The sequence below is a fragment of the Roseateles sp. GW821-FHT09G03 genome (genome assembly GCF_059416045.1).
On record NZ_JBWKOK010000002.1, the window covers coordinates 358,312 to 379,016 of the forward strand.

At 69.4% G+C, this 20,705-nt stretch carries 18 protein-coding genes; 10 read left to right on the forward strand and 8 right to left on the reverse strand.

The features are described 5' to 3' along the window. Positions 1 to 168 precede the first annotated feature (168 nt). Complete coding sequence (locus AC07OZ_RS08780; RefSeq protein ID WP_495466772.1) at positions 169 to 2,592, reverse strand: heavy metal translocating P-type ATPase; 2,424 nt, start codon at positions 2,590 to 2,592, stop codon at positions 169 to 171. 57 nt (positions 2,593 to 2,649) lie between these two features. Here AC07OZ_RS08780 and AC07OZ_RS08785 point away from each other — a divergent pair, with 57 nt between their 5' ends. Next, the gene (locus AC07OZ_RS08785; protein ID WP_495466773.1) at positions 2,650 to 3,111 is read left to right on the forward strand and encodes a Cd(II)/Pb(II)-responsive transcriptional regulator; all 462 of its coding nucleotides are present in this window, start codon (positions 2,650 to 2,652) and stop codon (positions 3,109 to 3,111) included. 13 nt (positions 3,112 to 3,124) lie between these two features. Here AC07OZ_RS08785 and AC07OZ_RS08790 read toward each other — a convergent pair whose 3' ends face one another. After that, positions 3,125 to 4,036: a LysR family transcriptional regulator gene (locus AC07OZ_RS08790; protein WP_495466774.1), complete on the reverse strand. Its 912-nt coding sequence runs from the start codon at positions 4,034 to 4,036 to the stop codon at positions 3,125 to 3,127. A 97-nt stretch (positions 4,037 to 4,133) separates the two neighbouring features. On the opposite strand from AC07OZ_RS08790, the gene AC07OZ_RS08795 reads away from it, so the two are divergent. The 6 genes from AC07OZ_RS08795 to AC07OZ_RS08820 all read left to right on the forward strand — a co-directional run bounded on the left by AC07OZ_RS08795 (position 4,134) and on the right by AC07OZ_RS08820 (position 10,938). Further along, on the forward strand, positions 4,134 to 4,826 hold the full coding sequence (locus AC07OZ_RS08795; protein WP_495466775.1) for an SDR family oxidoreductase: 693 nt from the start codon (positions 4,134 to 4,136) through the stop codon (positions 4,824 to 4,826). 71 nt (positions 4,827 to 4,897) lie between these two features. Beyond that, positions 4,898 to 6,010, forward strand: a complete 1,113-nt coding sequence (locus tag AC07OZ_RS08800; RefSeq protein WP_495466776.1) for an alkene reductase — start codon at positions 4,898 to 4,900, stop codon at positions 6,008 to 6,010. A gap of 203 nt (positions 6,011 to 6,213) precedes the next feature. Beyond that, positions 6,214 to 7,356, forward strand: a complete 1,143-nt coding sequence (locus AC07OZ_RS08805) for an HD-GYP domain-containing protein (RefSeq protein WP_495466777.1) — start codon at positions 6,214 to 6,216, stop codon at positions 7,354 to 7,356. Between the two features lie 136 nt (positions 7,357 to 7,492). Beyond that, positions 7,493 to 8,287: an aldose epimerase family protein gene (locus AC07OZ_RS08810; RefSeq protein WP_495466778.1), complete on the forward strand. Its 795-nt coding sequence runs from the start codon at positions 7,493 to 7,495 to the stop codon at positions 8,285 to 8,287. A gap of 100 nt (positions 8,288 to 8,387) precedes the next feature. After that, on the forward strand, positions 8,388 to 10,031 hold the full coding sequence (locus AC07OZ_RS08815) for a SulP family inorganic anion transporter (protein ID WP_495466779.1): 1,644 nt from the start codon (positions 8,388 to 8,390) through the stop codon (positions 10,029 to 10,031). A 112-nt stretch (positions 10,032 to 10,143) separates the two neighbouring features. Beyond that, positions 10,144 to 10,938, forward strand: a complete 795-nt coding sequence (locus AC07OZ_RS08820) for a DUF3800 domain-containing protein (RefSeq protein WP_495466780.1) — start codon at positions 10,144 to 10,146, stop codon at positions 10,936 to 10,938. Between the two features lie 143 nt (positions 10,939 to 11,081). On the opposite strand, the gene AC07OZ_RS08825 is transcribed toward AC07OZ_RS08820, so the two are convergent. Then, positions 11,082 to 12,425: an MFS family transporter gene (locus AC07OZ_RS08825; protein ID WP_495466781.1), complete on the reverse strand. Its 1,344-nt coding sequence runs from the start codon at positions 12,423 to 12,425 to the stop codon at positions 11,082 to 11,084. Between the two features lie 78 nt (positions 12,426 to 12,503). Next, positions 12,504 to 13,172 (reverse strand): LysE family translocator, encoded by a 669-nt coding sequence (locus tag AC07OZ_RS08830; protein WP_495466782.1) that lies wholly within the window; start codon positions 13,170 to 13,172, stop codon positions 12,504 to 12,506. Positions 13,173 to 13,492: 320 nt separating this feature from the next. Between AC07OZ_RS08830 and AC07OZ_RS08835 the strand changes: the two genes are divergently transcribed. Both AC07OZ_RS08835 and AC07OZ_RS08840 read left to right on the forward strand, forming a co-directional pair. Next, positions 13,493 to 13,816: a DUF4148 domain-containing protein gene (locus tag AC07OZ_RS08835; RefSeq protein ID WP_495466783.1), complete on the forward strand. Its 324-nt coding sequence runs from the start codon at positions 13,493 to 13,495 to the stop codon at positions 13,814 to 13,816. 437 nt (positions 13,817 to 14,253) lie between these two features. Beyond that, entirely contained in the window at positions 14,254 to 15,168 is a 915-nt protein-coding gene (locus tag AC07OZ_RS08840) for a LysR family transcriptional regulator (protein ID WP_495466784.1), read from the forward strand. Positions 15,169 to 15,178: 10 nt separating this feature from the next. Here the strand turns inward: AC07OZ_RS08840 and AC07OZ_RS08845 are convergent, their stop codons facing one another. The 4 genes from AC07OZ_RS08845 to asd all read right to left on the reverse strand — a co-directional run bounded on the left by AC07OZ_RS08845 (position 15,179) and on the right by asd (position 19,724). Continuing rightward, entirely contained in the window at positions 15,179 to 15,580 is a 402-nt protein-coding gene (locus tag AC07OZ_RS08845; protein ID WP_495466785.1) for a YkvA family protein, read from the reverse strand. A 34-nt stretch (positions 15,581 to 15,614) separates the two neighbouring features. Next, a complete protein-coding gene (locus tag AC07OZ_RS08850) occupies positions 15,615 to 17,321 on the reverse strand; it encodes an AMP-binding protein (protein WP_495466786.1) in 1,707 nt (568 codons plus the stop codon). A gap of 148 nt (positions 17,322 to 17,469) precedes the next feature. Beyond that, positions 17,470 to 18,783, reverse strand: coding sequence for a tryptophan--tRNA ligase (locus AC07OZ_RS08855; RefSeq protein WP_495466787.1), 1,314 nt, complete (start codon positions 18,781 to 18,783; stop codon positions 17,470 to 17,472). A 92-nt stretch (positions 18,784 to 18,875) separates the two neighbouring features. Further along, a complete protein-coding gene (asd, locus tag AC07OZ_RS08860; RefSeq protein WP_495466788.1) occupies positions 18,876 to 19,724 on the reverse strand; it encodes an archaetidylserine decarboxylase in 849 nt (282 codons plus the stop codon). 157 nt (positions 19,725 to 19,881) lie between these two features. On the opposite strand from asd, the gene trhO reads away from it, so the two are divergent. After that, positions 19,882 to 20,703 carry an oxygen-dependent tRNA uridine(34) hydroxylase TrhO gene (trhO, locus tag AC07OZ_RS08865; protein ID WP_495466789.1) on the forward strand — a complete coding sequence of 274 codons (822 nt, stop codon included), beginning with the start codon at positions 19,882 to 19,884 and terminating at the stop codon, positions 20,701 to 20,703. Positions 20,704 to 20,705 lie beyond the last annotated feature (2 nt).

A 20,705-nucleotide genomic window follows, 5' to 3' on the forward strand; every position in this document is an offset into this window, starting at 1 on the left:
CTTGGGGCCCGCCAGCGGCAGGCGGCGCCATTGTCAGCGAAAGGTCGGCATCAGCCGCTCCGCCGGCATTAGGGCTCACCCTAGGTGCGGAGACCCTTCCCAGGGCCGTACGCACAGGTCTCGGCGTTGCAGGAGCGTGTCCCGAAGCAGCTCCATGCGGACAGGCGCTCAGGGGCGCTTTTCGCGCAGCAGCCGCAGGCCGTTGAGCACCACCAGGAGGCTCGCGCCCGCGTCGGCCAGCACCGCCAGCCACAAGGAGCCGATGCCCGCGAGCGTCAGCGCCGCCACGATCGCCTTCAGGCCCAGCGCCACGACGATGTTCTGCTTCAACACCGTCGCCACGCGCTCGGACAGGTCGATCAGCTCGGGCAGCTTGCGCAGGTCATCCTGCATCAGCGCGATGTCGGCGGTCTCCAGTGCGGTCGCGCTGCCGGCGGCGCCCATCGCGATCGCGATGTCGGCGCGCGCCAGCGCCGGCGCGTCGTTGACGCCGTCGCCGATCATCGCGACCGGGCCCTGCTCGTCCGCGAGCTTCGCGATCGCATCGAGCTTGTCCTGCGGCAGCAGCGGCGCGCGCACCGCGTCCTCCGGCATGCCGAGGCGACCCGCCATCGCGACGGCGCTCGCGCGCTGGTCGCCGCTGAGCATCGTCAGCGACAAGCCGCGCGCGCGCAGCGTCTTGAGCACCTCGGCGGCCTCGGACCGCGGCGTGTCGGACAGCGCCAGCAAGGCCAGCGTCTGCGCGCCGCGCATCAGCCAGACCAGCGTGTGGCCTTGCGCCTGCAGCGCGCGGGCGGCGCTGCGGGCCTCGTCGTCGACGGCGCCACGCTGCTCGGCCAGACGCTCATTGCCGAGCGCGAATTCGGCGCCGTCCAGCTGCGCGGTCAGGCCCAGGCCGGGCAGGTTCTGCAGATGGTCGACCGGCTCCAGCACGGTCCCCACGCGCTGTGCGTGCGCCGCGACGATCGCCTGCGCGAGCGGGTGCGTGCTGCCGGCATCGAGCCGCGCGGCCAGGTGCAGCGCCTGGTCGGCGTTCACAGAGGGGTAGAGCGGCTGCACCGCCGCCAGTTGCGGCTTGCCTTGCGTGAGCGTGCCGGTCTTGTCGAAGGCTAGCGTCTTCAGCTGCCGGGCGCGCTCGAGGTAGAGACCGCCCTTGATCAGGATGCCGCGCCGCGCCGCCGAGGCCAGGCCGCTGACGACCGTCACCGGCGTCGAGATCACGAGCGCACACGGGCAGGCGATCACCAGCAGGACCAGGCCTTTGTAGATCCAGTCGCTCCACGTCCCGAAGCCCAGCAGCGGCGGCAGCACCGCCAGCGCGACGGCCACCAGGACCACCGCCGGCGTGTACACGCGGGCGAAGCGATCGATGAAGGCCTGCGTCGGCGCGCGCTGCGACTGCGCCTGCTGCACGGCGGCGGCCATGCGGTCGAGCAGCGTGTGGCCCTTGCCGGCGGTGACGGTCATCTCCAGCAGGCCGTCGCCGTTGATGCTGCCGGCCAGCAGCGCGTCGCCGGGCGCCTTGTCGACCGGCATCGCCTCGCCGGTCAGCGCCGCCTCGTTCAGGCTGGAGCGCCCCGTGAGCAGACGGCCGTCGAGCGGCACGCGCTCGCCCGGAGGGATGCGGACCTTCGCGCCGATCGCCACGTCGGCCGCGGGCACCGAGGTCCATCGGCCGTCGGCGCCTTGCACCTGCGCCGTCTCCGGCGCGAGCTGCGTCAGCGCGCGGATCGCATCGCGGGCCCGCGCCAGGCTCAGGCTCTCCATCATCTCGGACAGGCCGAACAGCCACACCACCATCGCCGCCTCGGGCCACTGGCCGAGCACGATGGCGCCGATGACCGCGAGGCTCATCAGCAGGTGGATGTTGAGCGTCACGCTCTTCAGCGCGATCCAGCCCTTGCGCAGCGTCGGCAGGCCGCCGAGCAGCATCGTCGCGATCGACAGCGCGATCACCAGCGGGCCGGACTCGTCGAAGCCGGAGAACGCGAGCGTCTCCGCCGCGATCGCGGCAATGCCGGCGATCGCCATGCGCCACTTCAGGCCGGTCGAGATCGCCGGCGGCGGCACGGGCGGCGGCGTTTCGGCTTCGATGGGCTCGGCGCTCATGCCGACAGCGTTGATCGCCGCGCGCAGTGACGCGTCGTCGGGCAGGCGGTGATGAACGTCGAGGAGACGGTTGATCAGGTCGAACTCCAGCGCGACCACACCGTCCTTGCCTTGCAGCTGCTTGCGCAGCAGGCCTTCCTCGGTCGGGCAATCCATGCCGGCGATGAAGTAGCGCTGGCGCGTGGTGCCGGCGAGTTCCTCGGCGGTCGGGGCCGGCGACTTCGGTGCGGGCGCCGCGCACGACGCGCCGGGGCCATGGTCGTGCCCATGCGCGTGGTCGTGGTCGTGGTCGTGGTCGTGGTCGTGACCATGCGGGCGCTGATGACCATGGTCGGCCTCGTGGCGATGGGCGTGTCCATGCCCCTGCGCGGCCGGGACGGGTGCAGGCTTCGGCGCGACGGCCGTGTGACCGCAGCATCCGCCGCAGGAAGCCGCGGCGGACTCGGGCGCGGCGGGGCGGTGATCGTGTTCCTGATGTGCCATGGGGGTCGATTGGATAGTCTGTAGCCGCTCCAAGGTCAAGCGGCTATCCTGATCGGCATGCGAATCGGCGAACTGAGCAAGTCCACCGGCGTGGACATCGAGACCATCCGCTTCTACGAGAAGAGCGGCCTGCTGCCTCCGCCTGCGCGGAGCGACAACGGCTACCGCGACTACGCCCACCAACACCTGGAGCGGCTCGCCTTCATCCGGCACTGCCGGGCGCTGGACATGTCGCTGGCGGACGTCACGCTGCTGCTGGACAGCCTCGAGACCCGCGATCCCGAGGAACTGGTCAAGGTGGATGTCCTGGTGGCGTCGCAACTCGGCAAAGTCCGCGCCCGGCTGCAGAGCATGCGGGCGCTGGAGGCGCAGCTGGTCGCGCTGCAGAAGCGCTGTGATGCGGATCACGACCATCACGCCTGCGGCATCCTCGAGGAGCTCGTGTCCGCGGCGCACGGCGAAGCCTGCGCCTGCCACCCGGACGGCACGGCCCCGGTGCCGCGGGGGCGCGAGACCTGACCCCGGCAGGGCCTCAGCGCGGCATGGCGCGGGCGAATTCCTCCAGGCGCCGGCGGAGTTCGTCGCGGACCAGGCGCAGCGCGGGCGACAGCTGCGCGCGGCCGGGCACGATCAGGTGCAGCGGCGCCGGATCGCCGCGCCAGTGCGGGTTGACGTGGACCAGTTGGCCGCTGGCCAGCTCCTGGGCAACGTCCGGCCACGACTTGTAGGCCAGACCCAGGCCCGCCAACGCCCAGCGCTTGACGACCTCGCCGTCGTCGGCGACACGGCGCCCCGAGAGCGGCAGCCCCACCGGCTGGCCGGCGATCTCGACGGGCCAGTGCGACGGCACCTCGCCGCCGACGAGGTAGCGCAGCGCCTCGTGGCGCGACATGTCCTCCGGCGATGCCGGCATCCCCTGCAAGGCCAGGTAATGCGGCGCGGCGACCAGCACGCGACGGCAGTCCGGCAGCAGCGGCAACGCGACCTGGGCGCCGCTCGCCGGCTGGCCGTAGCGGACGGCGGCATCGACCGGGCGCCGCAGCAGGTCCGTCAGCGGGTCGCCGATCTGCAGTCGCAGCGTCAGCGCCGGGTGGCGTTCCTGGAACTGCTCCAGCCACGGCAGCAGCACATGGCGGCCCAGGTCCGAGGGCACGGTCAGATGCAGTTCGCCGCTGAGCGCCTCCCGCCCCGCGAGCGCCTCGTCCCGGCCATCGGTCAGCGCGCGCAATGCCGTCCGCGCATGCGGCAGGTAGCGCTGGCCCTCGCCCGACAGCCGCAGGCTGCGGGTGCTCCGCACGAACAGCGGAAAGCCCAGCTGCTCTTCCATGCGCTTGAGCGCGGCGCTCGCCGCGGCAGGCGACCAGTCCAGGGCCTTCGCGGCCGCGGTGAGGTTGCCGAGGTCGGCGATGCGCACCAGCAGTTCGAGGTCGGCGATCCGGGTCATTGTTCGATTTTCTTTGAAAAAGCCTCGCCGACCACCTGATTCAACGACCCCGCCTGTTGCTTCCAGACTGGCAACCATCAAACAGCCTGGAACGAACATGGACACCCCACTCCCCTCTCCTTCCTTCACGCCAGACACCGTCAGCGTCGTCTTCGGCGGAACTTCCGGCATCGGTCGCGCCGTGGCCGACGCGCTCCGGGAACGCCCGGGGCGCGTCATCGTCGCGGGCCGGTCGACCGACCTGGACATCGCCGACCCGGCGGCCGTGGAAGCTTTCCTCGCCGCGATCGGACCGGTGGACCACGTTGTCGTCACCGCCGGATCGCAAGCGCCGGGCGGCCCCGCCGCCTCGGTCGACCTGACCGCGGCCAAGGCGGCGTTCGACGTCAAGTTCTGGGGCGCGATCGCGGTGGCCCGCGCGGCGGCCAGCCGCTTGCGTCCGGGCGGCACGCTGACCTTCACCTCGGGTTTCCTGGCGCGACGCGCCACGCCCGGCACCATCGTCAAGACGGCGATGAACGCCGCGATCGAGGCGAGCGCCAAGGTGCTGGCGCGCGAACTGGCCCCGTTGCGCGTCAACGTCGTCAGCCCCGGATTGACCGACACGGAGGCCTACGCCGGCATGGCGCCGGCGGCACGCGACGCGATGCTGGCCAAGGCCGCGGCGAGCCTGCCGGCCGGTCGCGCGGGCCGCCCGCAGGACCTTGCCGCCGGTTATCTGTTCGTCATCGACAACCCCTTCGTCACCGGCGCCGTCATCGACATCGACGGCGGCGCCCTCATCCAGTGAGCCACCCCGGCGACGCGAACGGCGCTTCCACGATCGACGCTGCCATGACCGACGCTTCCTCAAGGACCCCCATGACCGATCTCTTCACCCCCACCACCCTCGGCCCGTTGGCGCTGCCCCATCGCGTCGTGATGGCGCCGATGACCCGCGCCCGCAGCACGCAGCCCGGCAACGTGCCCAACGCGCTGATGGCCGAGTACTACGCGCAACGCGCGAGCGCCGCGCTGATCGTCAGCGAAGCCACGCAGATCTCGCCGCAGGGGCAGGGCTACAGTTTCACGCCGGGCATCCACAGCGAGGAGCAGGTCGCGGGCTGGCAGCTCGTCACCCGGGCGGTTCACCGCGCTGGCGGCCGCATGGTGCTGCAGCTGTGGCACGTCGGCCGGATGTCCCATCCGGTCTTCCACGACGGCGGCCAACCGGTCGCGCCGTCCGCGCTGTCGCCGGAGGCGAGGGTCTGGATCGCCGGCGAGGACGGCGTCGGCCGCATGATCGACTGCCCGGTGCCGCGCGCGCTCTCGCGCAATGAGATCCGCGCCGTCGTCGACGACTTCCGCCGCGCCGCCGCCAACGCGATGCGCGCCGGCTTCGACGGCGTGGAGATCCATGGCGCCAACGGCTACCTGATCGACCAGTTCCTGCGCACCACCGCCAACCACCGCGAGGACGAATACGGCGGGTCCCGCGACAACCGCATCCGCTTCCTGCTGGAGGTCGTGGACGCCGTGGCCGCCGAGGTGGATCCGTCGCGCATCGGCGTGCGCATGGCGCCCTTCATCACCGCGCGCAACATGGCCTGCCCGGACATCATCCCGACCCTGCTGCAGGCCGCCGGCGAACTGTCGCGCCGGGGTGTCGGCTTCCTCCATCTGGCCGAAGCGGACTGGGACGATGCGCCGCAGGTGCCGGAGGATTTCCGCCACGCGCTGCGCGCGGCCTACGGCGGCCGGATCATCGTCGCCGGCGGCTATGACGCCGCGCGCGCCCGGTCGCTGCTGGCTTCAGGGCTGGTGGACCTGATCGCGTTCGGACGCGCGTTCATCGCCAATCCGGACCTGCCGGCACGCCTGGCGCAAGGCCTGACCCTCGCCGGGTTCGATGGCGAGGCCCTCTTCGGCGGCACCGCGGCGGGCTACAGCGATTACCCGGCAGCCGCCGAGGCGCCTGCAGCCGTCCCTGCCTGACCGGTCGAGCCCGGCCGGATCCGGGCGTCCCCGGGGCGATCATTCGTGACGGAGTCGGCGCTTTCCTCCCCCACCCGGGCGAGGGGGTGCCGCGACAGTTCAGAACGGAGGCCGAACGGACGATGTAGAGTCCGGGCCGCCCGCGTTACAACTTCAAGACATGTCGAACGGGGCCGGCCTGCCTTCCGCTCTCCACGTCTGTCATGCGTGTCTGTTCACTGTCATCGGTCAAGAACCGGATCGTCCTCGGTCAGCCGCTCGCCTTCAGCGTGCGCGACACCGACCGGACGCTCCTGCTCGCGCGCGGGCAGGTGATCGCCGACGAGGCGCAGCTCGACGCGCTGATGCGCCGGGGCGCGCTGGTCGACGCGAGCGAGCTCGCCGAATCGGCGCGGCAGACGACGCCCGGACCGACGCGCTCCGCCGCCTACCTGCGCGACCGGCTCCCCGAGGAATGGGACCGCGGCATGCAGGATGTGCGCAACGCGCTCTCGGCCTCGCCGGACCGCATGGCCGGGGCGCTCGACGGCGCCACGGCGCTGATGCTGACGCTGATCGACAGCTCGCCCGAGGTCGCACTCTCACAGGTGGTACGACAGCCTGAATCCACCAGCGGGCACTACGGCGTTACGCATTCCTTGCATGCGGCCACGGCGTGCCACGCGGCGGCCCGTTATCTGGGCTGGGGCCCGGACGATCAACGCCGGGCCTTCCAGGCCGCGCTGACGATGAACCTGGGCATGCTGGACCTGCAGGCGCGCCTGTCCAGCCAGGTCTCGCCGCTGACGGCGATGCAGCGCGAGGCGATCAACGAGCACCCCATCCGCAGCGTCGAGATGCTGAGCGCCGCCGGCATCGACGATCCGGACTGGCTGGAAGCCGTGCTGCAGCACCACGAGACGCCGGACGGACGCGGCTACCCGCATGGGATCGGCGACGTGGGCGAACTGGCCGAGATGCTGCGCTACGCCGACGTCTACACCGCGCGTCTGAGCAGCCGGGCCAACCGGCCGGCGATGAGCGCGGCGCAGGCGGGGCGCGAGCTCCACCAGATGGCGGCGCAGAGCCCGCTGGCGGCGGCGCTGATCAAGTCCTTCGGCATCTTCCCGCCGGGCAGCCTGGTGCGGCTGGCCAGCGGCGAGGTCGGCCTGGTCGTGCGCAACGGCGACAAGGCGCACCGGCCGATGGTGTCGGCCTTGACCAACGCCAACGGCGAACCGCGGCAGACGCCGGTGCTGCGCGACAGCAGCCGCGAGGACCACGCCGTGGTCGCCCTGCTGCCCGCGCACGCCTCGCCGATCCGCCTGTCCGACGAGCGCATCGCGGCGCTGATCGCCAGCGCGTAGCGGGCCCGAGGGGCGCTCTGCAAAGCCTTGCAGCTGTCCCACCTCGATGCATCAGGCTGGCAAGGATCCACCCCTCTTTCGGTAAACCCGGGCCCATGTCCCCGCGCGCAGACTCCGCCGCTTTTGGACATGGGGGATGCATGTGGGTCAAGTCGTCGAACTGAAATCGGGGCGCTGGCGCGCGGTGATCGCGCCGGATCGCGGCGGGCGGCTGCGCTGGCTGGGGGAGAGTGGGCCTGGCGGTCGCCAACCGTGGCTGCGTCCGCTCCTCATCGAGCGGGGCAAGCTGGTCGGCGGCGGCGCCGTGAGACTGGCGCCGCCGTCGGAAGTGCCCGAGGAGATGGCGCACCTCGTCCCGGACCCGGGCGTCTTCGACGAGCCCTGGCGCATCACGCAACAGGCGCCCGACGCGATCACGCTGATGCTGCATCCTCGCAGCCCGTCGCCGGGCGCCTGGGGCTTCCAGGCGAGCCAGACCTTCCGCCTGGACGAGCACCGGCTCGACTGGAGCCTGTCGGTCCGCAACCTGAGCCGCATGCCGATGCCGGCGCGGCTCGGTTGGCTGCTGAACTTCCCGGAAGACTTCGCCGACGCCGCGTGGCTGGACGAGTCCCTCGACGTGGTGAAGCTCACCGGCCGCGACCACGCGGAGCGGCGCGATCCCTGGTGCGGCATCGCCTCGCTGAGCGGTGCCGGCGGCCGCATCGTGCTGCTGCGCGGCGAACCGCCGATGGACACGCTGAGCTTCGAGCGCCACCCGACGCGGAGCTCGGTCCAGCTCCGGCTGATGACGCCGGACACGCCGCGGCTGCTCCCGCTGCCGCGCGGCGAGGAGTTGACGCTGCGCTTGTCGATCGACCTGCTGGAACCGCGCACGCCGCCGCTGCCGCGCGTGCCGCCGGACAACCCCGCCGGGGCACCGATCCTCTGAGCACCGAGGGGACAGGTGGGTGCGGCAGGCGCGTGCGCCGCGGCAGCCGCGGGGGAGGGGGCACCTATACTGCCGCGCGCTGCTCCTGCGGCCTCCCCCCATGCCGACGCTGCCCTCTCCCGCCGCCATCCGGCCCTATCTGCGCGACGCGCTGCGCGACGATCTCGTCGCCGCCGTGGTCGTCAGCGTGCTCCTGATTCCGCAGAGCCTGGCCTACGCGATGCTCGCGGGTCTGCCGCCGCAGGTCGGCCTCTACGCGAGCCTGCTGCCGCCGCTGTTCTACGCGGCGCTCGGCTCCAGCCCCTTCCTCAACATCGGCCCGGTCGCGGTGCTGGCGCTGATGATCATGCAGACGCTGCAGCTGGCGCCCGCCGGCGTCAGCCCGAGCGAGGCCGCGCTGGTGCTGTCCGCCGAGGTCGGCCTGTTCCTCGGCGCGGCCGCGCTCTTGCGCCTGCACGCGCTGGCGGCGCTGCTGTCGGTGCCGGTGCTGCACGGTTTCGAATCGGGCGCGACGATCGCCATCGCCGCCAGCCAGCTGCCGGTGCTGATCGGCTCGACGGCGACCGGCGGCACCCTGCCGGACCTGTGGCGCTCGCTGTCGGAGCACGGCTTCGACTGGCGCGGCGTCGCGGCACTCTTCGGCGTCGTTTCGCTGCTGGCGCTGGTCGTCGTGCGGCGGCTGCCCAAGGGCTTCATCTCGCGCATCGCGCCGCTGGCGGTGCTGCTCATCGGCATCGGCGTCGCCTGGGGCTGGGATCCGCAGGGGCTGCCGCGTGTCGGCGAGCTCCCGCCGCTGGCGCTGGTCTTCACGCTGCCGCGGCTCGACGCCGAGCTCTGGACCGCGATGCTTCCGGGCGCGGCGCTGATCGGACTGCTCGGCTACGTCTCGAGCCTCGCGGTGGCGGAGTCGCTGGCGCGCCGCGTCGGTCAACGCGTCGATGCGCGACGCGAGCTGATGGGCCTGTCCGTGGCCAATCTGGCCGCGGCGATCTCGGGCGGCATGCCCGCCGCGGCGAGCTTCTCGCGCAGCGTGCTGATGAGCGACGCGGGCAGCCGCACGCGCATGACCGGCGTCTTCGTCGCCACGATGATGGGGCTGGTGCTGCTGACCCTGTCGCCGCTGCTGGCCTGGGTGCCCAAGCCGGTGCTGGCGGCCAGCATCATGGTCGCGGTGCTGTCGGGACTGAAGTTCGGCCCCTATGCCGACGCCTGGCGCTACGACCGCGCCGAGGCGCTGCTCATGACGGCGGTGACGCTGCTGGTGATCTTCGTCGGCATCACCGCGGCCCTGGGCCTCGGCGTGGCGAGCGCGATCGCGCTGCTGCTGCAGCGCAGCGCCCGGCCGCACGTGGCGCTGATCGGCCGCATTCCGGGCACCGAGCATTACCGCAACGTCGAGCGCTACAAGGTCGAGCTCGATCCGGAGGTGCTCGGCCTGCGCATCGACGAGAGCCTGCTGTTCCTCAACGGCCGCAGCCTGGCGGACGTCGTCCAGGCCCACCTCGACACGCACCCGACCACGCGGCGCGTGCTGCTGCAGATGTCGCCGGTCAACAGCATCGACTTCAGCGGCCTCAGCGCGCTGAAGGAGCTGCACGAGACGCTGGAGCGCCAGGGCCGGCGCCTCGACCTCAGCGAGGTCAAGGGGCCGGTGCTCGACCGGCTCAAGGCCAGCGGCTGGGAGTCGTGGTTCCGCGGGCGCTTGTACCTGTCGCATCACCTGGGGATGTGCGACGGTTCCTGATCACGTTGCAGACACTCGAGGGCGATGACAGCGCTGGAACGTGCGTCCATGTTGATCGAATCGAGGTGACCTTGGTCCGGCGACCTCCCGCGGACACAACAGAATTCCTCGGATGCATTCGAGCTTCATTGCGTACATTGATGAATCCGGCGACGACGGATTTCTTTTCAAGGAAGATGGCCGCGGCAGCTCACGCTGGTTTGTGTTGTCGGCCGTTGTGTTTCGACGGATCAATGAGCGATCGGGCGTGGATGCATTGATGCGCGTGCGCCAGCGGCTCGGCCGAGAACGGTCGCACCCGTTCCATCTGTGCAAGATGGACCATCTGCCGCGCCTGGTCTTGTTCCATGAACTGGCGCAGTTGAGCTTCCGGACCGTGAGCGTGCTCAGCTACAAGCCGGACATCTCGGATATCGCGACCTATCAGTCCAACAAGTTTCTGCTCTATCGCGATCTGACCCGTCTGTTGGTCGAACGTGTCTCGTGGCTTTGCCGGGACCATGCGCGAGCGGACGAAGGAGACGGCACCGTCGATCTGATCTTTTCGGATCGCGCCGCCATGTCCTATGAGGACATGCGCGGGCACATGCGTCTGCTGCGCGGCGCTACTGATCCGAACATCGATGGACAGGTGCATTGGCCCGCCATCGACATCGATCGTCTGCGCGCCGTGCAGCACAGCCAGTTGGCAGGACTTCAGATCGCGGATGCCGTCGCGAGCAGCACGTTCTACGCCGTCAATCCGAGTCGCTTCGGGGTGACCGATCCGAGCTATCTCCACCTGCTGCGACGGCACGTCTATCGCAACGGCCGGAGCTGGCTGGGATACGGCATGAAGTTCCTCTCGGACTTCGAATCCCTGAAAAGCAGAATGCCGCACCTGGGTGCGGCATTCGAGGGTTGGTGACAGCCCCCAGCTTCGAGGATCCCACCCGTTCAGGGCTGCCTCCTTGCGGAGACCTCTACCAGCGCTGCGCTTGACTGTCGGCGATCAGTGTAAGCGCGATGGCCACTGGTTTGAAAGGGCAATCGGACAAATGGACAAGACCGTCAATGCACCTCGTTCAGATGCCCATGCTTGCGCAGGTCGGGGATCAGGAAGCAGACGAGGAAGGCGAAGAAGCACATCACCGACACGTAGACGTAGAACGCGCTCTCGATGTTGGCGGACTTGAGGCTCAGCGCGACGAACTCCGCCGAGCCGCCGAAGATCGCGTTGCCGATCGCATAGGACAGGCCCACGCCCAACGCGCGGATCTCGGGCGGGAACATCTCCGCCTTGATCAGCCCGCCGATCGACGTGTACAGCGAGACGATCGCCATCGCCAGGATGATCAGGCCGAAGGCCGCGTACGGGCTCTGCACGCCCTTGAGCGCCGAGAGGATCGGCCAGGTGCACAGGGCGCCCAGGATGCCGAACCACAGCATCGACGTCCGCCGCCCGATGCGGTCCGACAGCGCGCCGAACAGCGGCTGCATGCACATGTAGACGAACAGCGCCGCCGTCATCACCGTGCTCGCCACCTTCTTGTCCATGCCCACGCTCAGCACCAGGTACTTCTGCATGTAGGTCGTGTACGTGTAGAACGCGAGCGACCCGCCCGCGGTGAACCCCAGCACGATCAGGAAGGACCGCATGTGCTTGCCGAACAGCTCGCGCATCGAGCCCGATTCCTTGCGGTCGAGCTGTTCCGCCTTCGCGGTCTCGGCCAGTGAGCGGCGCAGATAGAACGCGATCACCGCCGTCGCGGCGCCCGCTGCGAACGGGATGCGCCAGCCCCAGTCGTGCATCTGCGCGTCGGTCAGCGTCTGCTCCAGGATCGCCACGACCAGCACCGCGAGCAGCTGGCCGCCGATCAGCGTCACGTACTGGAACGACGCATAGAACCCGCGCTGGCCGCGCAGCGCGACCTCGCTCATGTAGGTGGCGCTGGTGCCGTACTCGCCGCCGACCGACAGGCCCTGGAACAGCCGCGCCGCGAGCAGCAGCGCTGGCGCCAGGACGCCGATGGTCTCGTAGGTCGGCATGCAGGCGATGGCCAGCGAGCCGCCGCACATCATCAGCACCGAAATCATCATGGCCGTCTTGCGGCCCTTGCGGTCGGCGATCCGGCCGAACAGCCAGCCGCCGATCGGCCGCATCAGGAAGCCTGCCGCGAACACGCCTGCCGTGTTGAGCAGTTGCACCGTCGGGTCGCCCTTCGGGAAGAACGCGTGGGCGAAGTAGATCGACGTGAACGCGTAGACGTAGAAGTCGAACCACTCGACCAGGTTGCCGGACGACGCGCCGACGATGGCGAAGATGCGGTCGCGCTTTTCATGTGCGGTGTAGTGCCCGGGGACGCCGGACGCCGGCGTGGAGCCGCCGGAAAGGGGTGGGGTCTTGGCAGTCATGCCGGAAGCCTACTCCCGCGATGGAAAACCCGCAGGCGCGGTTCGGCCAAACCGAACGCCACGCGCACCGCAGGTGGCCTAGGCCATTTCGGCCATCGCCAATCGCACGCCGAAAGCCAGGAACAGCGCGCCGATGCCGCGATTGAGCCATCGTCCGAGCGCGCGTGCCCACCCCTGCCCGCGCGCGCGGGCGCCCGCCACGGCGCTCGACCACGCCAGCAGGTGGCACCACAGCATCCCGTTCACGTTGAAGATGGCGCCGAGGAACAGGAACGCTGCGGCCTTGCTCGGCGCATCAGCCGAGATGAACTGCGGGACGAAGGCCAGGAAGAACAACCCGACCTTGGGATTCAGCACGTTGGTGAGGAAGCCCTGCGCAAAGATCTTCCGCAGCGGCGCCGCGGGAGGCGGCGACATGGCTTCCTCCTGGCGTCCCTCGTCCGGCCGGGGCTCGGCGGCGCGGCGCTTGAACAGCATGCTGGCGCCCAGGTAGACCAGATAGGCCGCGCCGAGCAGCTTGACCACGGTGAACGCCGCCGTCGACGCGGAGATGAGGGCCGACAGCCCCAGCGCCGCCGCCAGGATGTGGACGCAGGTGCCGGCGCCGATGCCCAGCGCCGCGGCCGAGCCGGCGCGGAAGCCCTGCGTGGCGCTGCGCGCCATGATCAGCAGCGAATCCGGTCCCGGCGTCATGTTGAGCAGCAGGCCGGAAGCGATGAAGAGGCCGAGGTCGTGGGTGCCAAGCATCGAAGACGTCTCCCGAAAGGCCGCCATCATGCCCGCCCCCAACGGGAACCGCGCGACAGGCGCGCAGTGATTGTTCCGATCTTTTCAACGGACTGTTGCGAAGGAATGGATTTAAGGGTGAACCCTTATCGTTCATAGTTCATCCCATCGACACATCGAAACCGCTTCCAGGAATCTCCACCAGGCGACGACTTGAAACCTCCGGGCAACCGACGGATTTCAAACGAAACCGGATTGAATCCCTGGCGCAATCGACGGGCCGAATCATCCACCCCGTGCCCCTTCGCTGTTGCCCTGGGACCCATCTGAAAGGAAAGATCATGACCTCCAAGAACATCCTGGCTTCCGTCCTCTTCGCTTCCGCCGCCCTGGTGGCCGGCAGCGCGATGGCCAACGACAACCCGCACACCCAGCCCGTCAACACCCCCAGCGCCGTGAGCCGCGCCGAAGTGCTGGCTGACCTGGAGATCTACCGCGAATCCGGCCTGGCCGCCGTCGAGCAGTCGGAAACCTACGGCTACGACAACGCCCGCCGCGACGCTGCCAAGGCCAAGTACGCCGAACTGCGCAGCTCGCCTTACTACGCGACGCTGGTGAAGAAGTTCGGCGGCAGCGCCCCGTCGACCGCCGTCGCCGGCCGCTGATTTCCGGATTCCTGATTCCCGTTCCTGATACCCGCCTGCAAGCAACCCCCCTGAGAGAGAACTCGAACAATAGTCTGGTAGAGAGCATTTTTTGAGGTCAAGGGCTCCGGCCCTGGTCGGTGGCGGTTCTCCGCACTCCTCCTCCTGTCCGTCATCGACCGCCTATACCCCCCTCGGATGAGCCACTACTCGCCGAGGGGTTTTCTTTTGCTTAAGCCAGAATTAAGTCTGCGGGCCCCGGCATACCTCGTTCGATATCGATCGGATATTCAAACCGTCGGGAGGACATATTCATCCGGCATTCGCCCGCATCGCCCCGACATGGCGCGTGACCCGGGAATGCGGCGCGGAACGCGCACGACCGTGCGGAATCCCGGAGAATCGCCCCGCGGCCCCCCAGCAGTCCCCCTTCCGGGCCGCCTGATCAAGGGCATCGGATGGACCGGATCGTGCAAATGCGGGCGTTCGCCCGGGTGGTGGAAACCGGCAGCTTCACCAAGGCGGCCGACTCGATGGATCTCCCGAAGGCCAGCCTGACGCGGCTGGTGCAGGCGCTGGAAGCGCGGTTGCGGGTCCAGCTGCTGACGCGTACCACCCGCAAGGTGACCGTCACGCAGGATGGCGCCGCCTATTACGAGCGGACCATGGCCCTGTTGAGCGAGCTCGAGGCCATCGACCAGGGGATGCTCCACGACCAGAGCAAGCCGCGTGGCCGCCTGCGCGTCGACGTGACGACACTGACGGGATCGCGGGTGCTGATCCCCGCGCTGGGCGACTTCCACGAGCGCTACCCCGACATCCAGATCGCCTTGGGCGTCAGCGACCGCGCCATCGACCTGCTGGTCGACAACGTCGACTTCGTGCTGCGCGTCGGCGCGGTGCAGGACGCGGGCCTCGTGGCGCGGCGCGTCGGGCAGATCCAGTTCTGCACCTGCGCGTCGCCGGCCTACCTGGAGAAGCACGGCACGCCCGAGACCCCGGAAGACCTGGACCGGGAGCCGCACCAGGCGGTGGGCTACTTCTCGTCGCGGACCGGGCGCGTGTTCCCGTTCGTGTTCCACCGCGGCGACGAGCGCATCGAGGTCGAGGGCCGCCGCCGGCTCGACGTCAACGACAGCAACGCCTACGTCGCCGCCGGGCTGGCGGGACTGGGCGTCGTCCAGTTGGCCAAGTACGCGGTCGAGGAGCAGCTCACGAGCGGCGAACTGGTGCCGCTGTTCCCCGAGTGGCACCACAACGCCGTGCCGGTCTACCTGGTCTATTCGCCCAACCGCTACGTGTCGGCGCGCATGCGCGTGTTCATCGAATGGGTGGCCGAGACGCTGGCGAAGCGGGGCCTCGGTCCGGATTGATCTCGTCCGCTCAGACGGCGCCGGCCGGTGCACCGCCGCGACCGGTCAGCCACACGACGAGCAGCACCATCAGCAGCACCCACAGCACGACGATCGCCGCGCCGACCTTGAGGTTGCGCGGCAGCCGGCCGCGCTGCTCGGCGGCGCGCAATCGGGCCCGCGCGATCACCTGCGGCGGCATCAGCCGGAGCACCAGCCAGAATCCGAGCGGCACCAGGATCAGATCGTCGAGCAGGCCGAGCACCGGGATGAAGTCCGGGATCAGGTCGATCGGACTGAGCGCGTAGGCGGCGACCGCGATCGCCACGAAACGCGCCAGCCAGGGCGCCTCCGGATCGCGTGCCGCGTAGAAGACGGTGAGCAGCTCGCCCTTGAGCAGGGCGGCCCAGCGCTTGAGGGATCCGCGTTTCATGCGCCCATCATGCGTCAGCCGCCGGGACGGCGCATCAGTCCGCCCAGATGACTTTCCGGCGCTGGGCGATCCAGTTTTCCAGACGCGGGCCGTAGACCTCGTCGACGCGGTTGCGTCGCACCTTGAAGGTCGGCGTGATCAAGCCGTTGTCGACGGTCCACGGCGTCGCCGTGACGATCAGGCAGTCGAGCTGCTCGTGCGGATCGAGGCGCTCGTTGACCTTCTCCAGATGCGCGATGAGTTCCTGCTCCAGCCCGGCGCGATCGCGCGCGGCGGCCTCGGGCGACAGCATCGCGATGCCCACCGGCTGCGCGAAGTTCGCGCCCGTGACCGCGCAGGCCTCGATGGCGGGATTCGTCGAGAGGCGGTCCTCGATCGGCGCGGGCGACACGTACTTGCCCTTGCTCGTCTTGAACAGATCCTTCACCCGGCCGGTGATGCGCACGCAGCCCGCGAGCGCGCCCTTGTCGGAGATCTCCGCCTTGTCGCCGGTCTTCAGCCAGCCGTCGGCGGTGAGCGTCTCCGCGGTCAGCTCGGGCTGCTTGTAGTAGCCGAGCATCAGCGCCTGGCTCTTCATCTGCAGCTCGCCGGTGATCGGATCCAGACGCGTCTGCACGCCGTCGTAGGCGGGACCGACGCTGCCGATCTGGTCGCGGCCCGGCACGGTGATGTGCGACAGCGCGAGGTTCTCGGTCATGCCGTAGCCCTCGTTGATCGGCAGGCCCAGCGCGCGGTACCACTTCAGCAGCGCGACCGGCATCGGCGCGGCGCCGCCGGCGGCGAAGGTGCATTCGTTCAGGCCCAGTGCCTTCAGGATCTTCTTGCGCACCAGGTTGCCGACGATGGGCAGCTTGAACAGCAGATCGAGCTTGGGCTGCGGCAGCTTGGCCTGCACGCCCTGCTGGAACTTGGTCCACAGCCGCGGCACGGAGAAGAACACCGTCGGCCGTGCGCGCTGCAGGTCGGCGGCGAAGGTGTCCAGACTCTCCGCGAAGTACACCGTCATGCCGGTGTGCAGCCAGCCGTGCTCGACCAGCGCGCGTTCGACGACGTGCGCCAGCGGCAGGTAGGACAGCATGCGATCGCTCTCGCTCAGCGGAATGCGCTTGAGCCCCGTGGCGATGGCCCACGAGAAGTTGCCGAACGAATGCATCACGCCCTTGGGCGTGCCCGTCGTGCCGGAGGTGTAGATGATGGTGGCGAGGTCGTCGGCGGCGCGGACGGGCTTGCCCTTGAGCGGCTGGGTCTCGGCGCAGATCGCGTCCCAGTGGTCGTAGGTGTCCTGCGCGTCGTCGGGGGAGACCGGATAGGAGATGCAGGTCAGGCCGAGCGGCACGCCGGGACGCATGCCTTCCCAGCCGTCGAGCTTGCCGACGAACAGCAGCTTGGCCTCGCTGTGGCTGAGGATCTGGTGGATGGTGTCGGGGGCGAGCGTCGGGTACAGCGGCACGCTGACGTAGCCGGCCATCCAGATCGCGAGGTCGCTCATCAGCCACCACGCGCAGTTCTTGGACAGGATGGCGACGCGGGCGCCGGGTTCCCAGCCCTGCTCGAGACCGAGCGTCTTCAGATGCGCCGCCATGCGGCGCGCCTGGTCGGCGACCTCTTTCCAGGTGAAGTCCTTGACCACGCCGCCGCCCATGGGCTGGCGCAGCGTGACCCGGTCCGGCGTGTCGAGCTCCCAGGCATAGAGGCGTTGCAGCGCCAGGGAGTCGGCAGGCAGGCGGGTCGTCGTGGACATCGGTGGTCTCCTTGTTGTGGTGTTGAATCGTGACGGAATCAACATCGGAGACTACGACGCCTCACGTCGCGGAACGAGCGGGTTTCTTCGATGAACGTGATCGACTTGGCACCCTAAACCAGGGTTTCCTTTCGAAACGCCGATGCGCTCAACCCTTCGCCGCCGCCGCTTCCAGTTCGGCGGCCACGAGCGCTTCCAGCGCTGGCAGCAGCACGTCGTCGCTGGTTTCCTTGGACACCGGCGCCTCACCCAAAGCGGCCGCGCCTTCGCGCTTGAGCTTCGCGACCCACTGGCCGGCTTCCTTGCCCTGCGACAGGCCGGTGCTTTGCAGCAGCAGGGTGCCGTCGGCCGCGAGCAGCTTGAAGTAGAAGAGTCCGTCGGCTTCGCGGTACTGCTTGAAGGCCGGCACCGTCGACTTCGCCTTGGCCGCCTGGGCGACCGGCGCGGCCAGGGCCTTGAAGCGACGCAGGCCGACGGCCTCGCGCGCCTGCGCCAGCAGCGGACCCGCGATCGCGCGGGCCTTGGCGGCCCCTTCCATCAGGATCTCCTCGATCTTCTCGGGATTGGCCATCAGCGCCTCGTACTTCGCGCGCATCGGGCCGATCTCCGCATTGATCAGGGCGAACAGCTGGTCCTTGGCCTCGCCCCAGGCCAGGCCGGCCTGCAGCGCCGCGCGGAACGCCTTGCGCTGCTCCGGCGTCGCGAACGCGTCGTAGATCTGGACCAGGTGCGAGCCCTCGGTCTCCTTGGGTTCGCCGGGCAGACGCGAGTCGGTGACGATCTTCGAGATCGCCTCGCGCAACGCCTTCTCGCCGCCTTCGAACAGCGGGATCGAGTTGTCGTAGCTCTTGGACATCTTGCGGCCGTCCAGGCCTGGCAGCAGCTCCATCTCCTCGTCCACGCTGGCGTCGGGCAGCGTGAAGAGCTCCGTCTTGAAGGTGTGGTTGAAGCGCTGCGCGACGTCGCGCGCCATCTCGATGTGCTGGACCTGGTCCTTGCCGACCGGCACGCGATGCGCGTTGAACATCAGGATGTCCGCGGCCATCAGGATCGGATAGCTGTACAGGCCCATGGTGATGCCGGCGTCTGGGTCCTCGCCCGCGGCCACGTTGGCGTCGACGGAGGCCTTGTAGGCATGCGCGCGGTTCATCTGGCCCTTGGACGTGACGCAGGTCAGCAGCCAGGTCAGTTCGGGGATCTCGGGGATGTCGCTCTGGCGGTAGAAGACGGCCCGGCTCGTGTCCAGGCCGGCCGCCAGCCAGGTCGCGGCGATCTGCAGGCGCGAGGCTTCGATGCGGGCCGGCTCGTCGCACTTGATCAGCGCGTGGTAGTCGGCCATGAAGAAGAAGCTCTCGGCGCCCGGCTCGCGGCTGGCCGCGATGGCGCGGCGCACCGCGCCGACATAGTTGCCGAGGTGCAGGGTGCCGGTGGTCGTGATGCCTGTCAGGACACGCAGGGTCATGGGAGCTCGTCGCCGTCGTTTCGCAAAACGGCGATTGTCCCGCAAAGGCGGGCCCCCGCCGGAGGGACAGGGCTTGCCGGGGGACCGGCCGATCAGCCCAGCGTGGCCATCGGCTGGCCCAGGCGCACCGCGCCGCCGGGCTGCCACTGCGCGTTGAACGCCATCGGCAGGTCCTTGGGGAACAGCAGCACGACGGTGGAGCCCAGCAGGAATCTGCCCATCTCCTGGCCCTGCGCGTAGCTGAAGTGTTCGTTCTCGTAGTGCCAGGTGCGCAGCCGGCCCGGCCGGGGCGGATTGACGACGCCATGCCAGACGGTGGCCATCGAACCGACGATGGTCGCGCCCACCAGCACCAGCGCCCACGGCCCGTGCTCGCCTTCGAAGAGGCAGACCACGCGCTCGTTGCGGGCGAACAGGCCCGGCACGCCGCGGGCGGTCGTCGGGTTCACCGAGAACAGGTCGCCCGGCACATGCACCATGCGCACGAGGCGGCCGGCGCAGGGCATGTGGATGCGGTGGTAGTCGCGCGGGCTCAGGTAGATCGTCGCGAAGTGGCCGTCGCGGAATTGCGCGCCCAGTTGCTGATCGCCGCCGAGCAGCGCGGTGGTCGAGTACTGGTGGCCCTTGGCCTGGAAGATCTGGTCCGCGCGGATCGGTCCGAACTGGCTGATCGCGCCGTCGACGGGGCAGATCAGCGGGGCATCCGCCAGCGGGCGGGCGCCTGGCTTCAGCGCGCGGGTGAAGAAGTCGTTGAAGGTCGAGTAGGCGGTCGGATCGGACTCCGCCGCCTCGGCCATGTTCACGCCGTACTTGGCGATGAAACGCTTGATCGTCCAGGTCGTGAAGCCGCCCAGTTCCGCGCTTGCCAACCGACCGGCGAGCCGCGTCATGGCGCCCTTGGGCATCAGGTATTGAGGCAGGACGGCAAGGCGATCGGACACGGCGTTGGGCCCTCGACAGGGCGGAAAAAGGGTGGCGGATTCTAGGCGGGCAAGTACGGGTCCCGCACCCGGGTTGCTCCCGGGCCACCGGAGGACCTCGGTACCATCGCGTTCTCCCCCGGTTTCCTTACAGCGTCCGTCTTCAGTGGTCCCTCCGATGTCCTCCTCCGAGCACGAGCACAGCTCGTTCTACAAGTTCGTCCGACTGGATGAGACGTCGGCGCTGGCGCAGCGGCTGCGCGACGTCAACGAGGCGCTGGGACGTGCCATCGGGGGCAACGTGCTCCTGGCCCCCGAAGGCATCACCGGCGCGATCGGCGGACCGCCGCAGGCGCTCAATGCCTACGAGGCCGCGCTGCGCGCCGAGCCGCCGTTCGCCGACCTGCACTTCAAGCGCAGCTTCTGCGCGACGCGTCCCTTCACGCTGCTGAAGGTGCATGAAAAGCCGGAGCTCGTCGCCTTCGGCCTGGACGGCGTGACGGGGCTGGCCGACACCCGCGACACGCACGTCTCGCCGCGCGAATGGCGCGAGCTGATCCGACGCGACGACGTCGTCGTGCTCGACAACCGCAATCACTTCGAGTTCGAGCTCGGCCACTTCGACGGCGCGATCGATCCAGGGGTGCGGCACTTCCGCGACTTCCCGGCCTACATCGACGCCCACGCCGAGACCTGGCAACGCGAAGGCAAGACGGTTGCGATGTACTGCACCGGCGGCATCCGCTGCGAGAAGCTCTCCGGCTGGATGACCGAACGCGGACTGACCGTGCGGCAACTGGACGGCGGCATCCTCAACTACTTCGAGCAGATGCCTGATGCCGACGCGGATTGGCGCGGAGAGTGCTTCGTCTTCGACAAGCGGATCGCGATCGACACGCACCGGCGCGAGACGGCGACCACGGCCGACGAGGTCTACGGCGATGATCCCGCCGAGGCCTGGCGCCTGGCGCGCGCGAAGCGGCTCGATCCCAAGGGCTGAGT

What these genes read in the sequence shown, in the direction of transcription:
- AC07OZ_RS08780 (WP_495466772.1), bottom strand. Translation starts at nt 2,592, where the DNA reads ATGGCACATCAGGAACACGATCACCGCCCCGCCGCGCCCGAGTCCGCC.
- AC07OZ_RS08785 (WP_495466773.1), top strand. Translation starts at nt 2,650, where the DNA reads ATGCGAATCGGCGAACTGAGCAAGTCCACCGGCGTGGACATCGAGACC.
- AC07OZ_RS08790 (WP_495466774.1), bottom strand. Translation starts at nt 4,036, where the DNA reads ATGACCCGGATCGCCGACCTCGAACTGCTGGTGCGCATCGCCGACCTC.
- AC07OZ_RS08795 (WP_495466775.1), top strand. Translation starts at nt 4,134, where the DNA reads ATGGACACCCCACTCCCCTCTCCTTCCTTCACGCCAGACACCGTCAGC.
- AC07OZ_RS08800 (WP_495466776.1), top strand. Translation starts at nt 4,898, where the DNA reads ATGACCGATCTCTTCACCCCCACCACCCTCGGCCCGTTGGCGCTGCCC.
- AC07OZ_RS08805 (WP_495466777.1), top strand. Translation starts at nt 6,214, where the DNA reads ATGCGTGTCTGTTCACTGTCATCGGTCAAGAACCGGATCGTCCTCGGT.
- AC07OZ_RS08810 (WP_495466778.1), top strand. Translation starts at nt 7,493, where the DNA reads ATGCATGTGGGTCAAGTCGTCGAACTGAAATCGGGGCGCTGGCGCGCG.
- AC07OZ_RS08815 (WP_495466779.1), top strand. Translation starts at nt 8,388, where the DNA reads ATGCCGACGCTGCCCTCTCCCGCCGCCATCCGGCCCTATCTGCGCGAC.
- AC07OZ_RS08820 (WP_495466780.1), top strand. Translation starts at nt 10,144, where the DNA reads ATGCATTCGAGCTTCATTGCGTACATTGATGAATCCGGCGACGACGGA.
- AC07OZ_RS08825 (WP_495466781.1), bottom strand. Translation starts at nt 12,425, where the DNA reads ATGACTGCCAAGACCCCACCCCTTTCCGGCGGCTCCACGCCGGCGTCC.
- AC07OZ_RS08830 (WP_495466782.1), bottom strand. Translation starts at nt 13,172, where the DNA reads ATGCTTGGCACCCACGACCTCGGCCTCTTCATCGCTTCCGGCCTGCTG.
- AC07OZ_RS08835 (WP_495466783.1), top strand. Translation starts at nt 13,493, where the DNA reads ATGACCTCCAAGAACATCCTGGCTTCCGTCCTCTTCGCTTCCGCCGCC.
- AC07OZ_RS08840 (WP_495466784.1), top strand. Translation starts at nt 14,254, where the DNA reads ATGGACCGGATCGTGCAAATGCGGGCGTTCGCCCGGGTGGTGGAAACC.
- AC07OZ_RS08845 (WP_495466785.1), bottom strand. Translation starts at nt 15,580, where the DNA reads ATGAAACGCGGATCCCTCAAGCGCTGGGCCGCCCTGCTCAAGGGCGAG.
- AC07OZ_RS08850 (WP_495466786.1), bottom strand. Translation starts at nt 17,321, where the DNA reads ATGTCCACGACGACCCGCCTGCCTGCCGACTCCCTGGCGCTGCAACGC.
- AC07OZ_RS08855 (WP_495466787.1), bottom strand. Translation starts at nt 18,783, where the DNA reads ATGACCCTGCGTGTCCTGACAGGCATCACGACCACCGGCACCCTGCAC.
- trhO (WP_495466789.1), top strand. Translation starts at nt 19,882, where the DNA reads ATGTCCTCCTCCGAGCACGAGCACAGCTCGTTCTACAAGTTCGTCCGA.